Source organism: Oleiphilus sp. HI0086 (assembly GCF_001635225.1).
Genome location: NZ_LWFZ01000834.1, coordinates 1 through 2,791, shown reverse-complemented (window position 1 = coordinate 2,791; position 2,791 = coordinate 1). Strand labels below are relative to the sequence as shown.

At 43.4% G+C, this 2,791-nt stretch carries 5 protein-coding genes; 2 read left to right on the top strand and 3 right to left on the bottom strand.

Features of this window, described 5'->3' with window-relative positions; translation table 11 throughout:
* On the bottom strand, positions 1–506 hold a 506-nt coding region (locus A3756_RS15050; protein ID WP_197481323.1), incomplete at its 3' end, for an FAD:protein FMN transferase.
* Positions 507–646: 140 nt separating this feature from the next.
* Between A3756_RS15050 and A3756_RS26730 the strand changes: the two genes are divergently transcribed.
* Complete coding sequence (locus tag A3756_RS26730; RefSeq protein ID WP_068508473.1) at positions 647–1,039, top strand: nucleotidyltransferase domain-containing protein; 393 nt, start codon at positions 647–649, stop codon at positions 1,037–1,039.
* Positions 1,040–1,061: 22 nt separating this feature from the next.
* Positions 1,062–1,487, top strand: coding sequence for a DUF86 domain-containing protein (locus A3756_RS15040; RefSeq protein WP_068552655.1), 426 nt, complete (start codon positions 1,062–1,064; stop codon positions 1,485–1,487).
* Between the two features lie 38 nt (positions 1,488–1,525).
* On the opposite strand, the gene A3756_RS15035 is transcribed toward A3756_RS15040, so the two are convergent.
* Positions 1,526–2,551 (bottom strand): MBL fold metallo-hydrolase, encoded by a 1,026-nt coding sequence (locus tag A3756_RS15035; RefSeq protein ID WP_068553789.1) that lies wholly within the window; start codon positions 2,549–2,551, stop codon positions 1,526–1,528.
* A gap of 81 nt (positions 2,552–2,632) precedes the next feature.
* Positions 2,633–2,791: ATP-binding protein (locus A3756_RS15030; RefSeq protein ID WP_197481322.1), on the bottom strand; the 159-nt coding region annotated here is incomplete at its 5' end.

The window sequence follows — 2,791 nt, the reverse complement described above, 5'->3', positions numbered from 1 at the left end:
AAGGTCTTCAACATCTTAATGCCTTCATCAACAGCATAACCTTTAGCTATTCCGCCTAAGTCAAGAGCGACTCCAGGAGAGCTAAAGCGTACTGTTTGAGCACTTCTATTTAAAACAATATGGCGATAATCCAGTACTGGCAACTTCGCACTGATTTGAGAATCAGATGGCTGCGCCTGTTGTCGATAGTCATATAAAAAACCAACCGAGGCAAAGCTGATATCAAAGGCACCTTGAGATAAAGCCGACACAGACAAAGACTTTTCGAGTAAGCTAAACAGCTCAGTCGATATCATTAGCGTTTGCTCAGAGGCAAGTCTATTTACCTTGGAGAGCTCAGATTCAGAAATATACCGCGACATCTTTGCCTCGATATCATTAAAGCGATTCAGCACTGCGCGCTTAGCCTTCTCTGCTTTAATCTTATCGTCTAACCAAAACTCCAAGCTTAAGTTGGTCGTCATCACCTCTGCAGAAAACTCATGCCACTCGGCTTTCAAGGGCATGCTAAGAAAAACTAAGAAGCAAATGAGAAAACTCAAACAGTTTTTCATAATGTTATCCAAAATATCTCTCCAACCACGACGAATAGACCCATCCTAAAATATTGGTTAAAATCAATAAACCCTCTTGCTGGAACAACACAATGAACTTGGCACCTAGTAATAAAACTATTGATGCACTTAAGAGTCTCTCTCTTAAAGAAGCGAGTCGAATTGAACTTGTCTGGCTTTATGGTTCACAAGCGAATCATACCGCTGATTGCGCGAGTGATTATGACCTAGCGATAGCGCTACATAAGGAATGTAATCAAGCAGACAAATTCATTCAAGACCTTGAGTATCAATGGTCAAATAATCTAGACCAGAATATATCAATCGTTGATATTAACTCAGTGCCCGTGCCATTGGCTTACAACATTATTGATCTCGGCACTCCGCTCTACATTGGCAATGACTTGCGCCTTCATAGCGAAGAACAGCGAATATGGTCATTATGGAGTGAATATGCCCATGAACACCAGCAACATTATCCTTAAACGGCGTTCCAGAGAATTTACTATGTCGACATACCAAGCCTATGTATTTGCCATCAAAGAACAAGTCGCTCAGCACTTGGCTGGTTTGGATGAGTTGGCCTGCACCATTCAGAAACGCCCCTTAACATTTAACGAACGTAGCGCTGTAGAAAGGAATCTACAGGTTCCTATCGAGGCTGCTATTGGCTGCTCAAAGCACTATCTCAAGAAGATATCTAAACCTGTTCCTTCGGAAGCCCGAGCTAGCATTGAAAGAATCTACGAACAACTCGCCATTACCACTCCTGAAATAAATGAAATGCGCGGCGCAATAGGCATGCGAAACGCCATCATTCATGACGACCTTAACCTTGATTGGAAAAAGTTAGAAGCCGTACTTGCAAAGCAAAAATACTATAATGTGAAAGATTATATCAGCCTGCTCTGTTCTGCACTTCTTAGCGAATAGCTTGTTTTTTAATACCTTTTCTATGGCTACGTTACTCTTTAAGGAATACTTAAACCTACCTCTTCCCCCAATAATTCCCGTAGCGCCTGCTTTAAAGCCATTTTCGCATCATCGTCACCATGAACAATTCTTATTTCTGAAGGCTTAGCTTTCATACCTTGCACAAAGTTCAGCAAGTCTTCCTGACCTGCATGCGCAGAGTAACCCGAGATCGTATGTACAGCGGCATTAATCGTATAGCGCTTACCCTCTAGCTCGACATAGCCATTTCGTGTCCCGTAAGTTTGAATATCTCGCCCTGCAGTTCCCTCAGCTTGATAACCTACAAACAGAATATCAGTACGCTTATCTTCAATTAAGGCTTTTAAATAATTAACAATACGTCCACCAGCACACATACCGCTAGCGGCGATCACAATGGCTGGGCGAGCCGTCTTTGCTAAATAATTCACTGTGTCGAGGTGAGTTTGATGATCATCTATCGTGAGTAAATTTTCAAATGACAGAGGGTGTCGACCCTCGGCTACCCGACTTTGAGCCTCTGCATCCCAAAAAGGTTTTAGTTGTCGGTAGGTATCAGTAAAGTCGTTGGCCAAAGGTGAGTCGACTATCACTTCAAGCTCAGCCCAATTCAGCGCCCCCTGATCGGCTTTATCTTTAAGCTCATAGATCAATGACTCAAGTTCATACAATAGCTCCTGAGTGCGGCCGATACTGAACGCAGGAATCAAGACCACACCTCTGTCTTGAACAGCACTCTCGATCACTGCCTTAAGTCGCTGCCGACGAGAGCGTCGATCTTCATGATTCTTATCGCCATAAGTGCTTTCAATCACCAAGGTATCACATGCTTCAGGAGGCTTCGGCGCGGCTAACAAAGGAGAGTGAGGAGCGCCTAAATCACCCGAAAAGATAAACGTATGCGCGTCCTTCCCCTGGTTTACACAGCACTCAACATAAGCAGAGCCAAGAATATGACCTGCTGGCTGTAAGCAAATATCTAAACCTTCAAAGACTGAATACAAATCACCATATTTGAGCGGCACAATACGCTGCTTAAGCACCTGCGTATTCCGCTAAAACTGATCAGCCGTTGCGCTGAACGTGATCACTTGTTTCCCATCCATGCATCGTGAGTTGTCTTTTTACTTCAAGTGATCATCTTCAGTCAACGAAGTTAGTACTTTTCTCATCGATTCTCCTTTTAAGTTAAGTTTGTGAGCGTTATGCAGTAGCCGGTCTAATATGGCGTCAGCCAAGGTCGGATCGTCGATAAATTTATGCCACTTCGTCATCGGTAATTG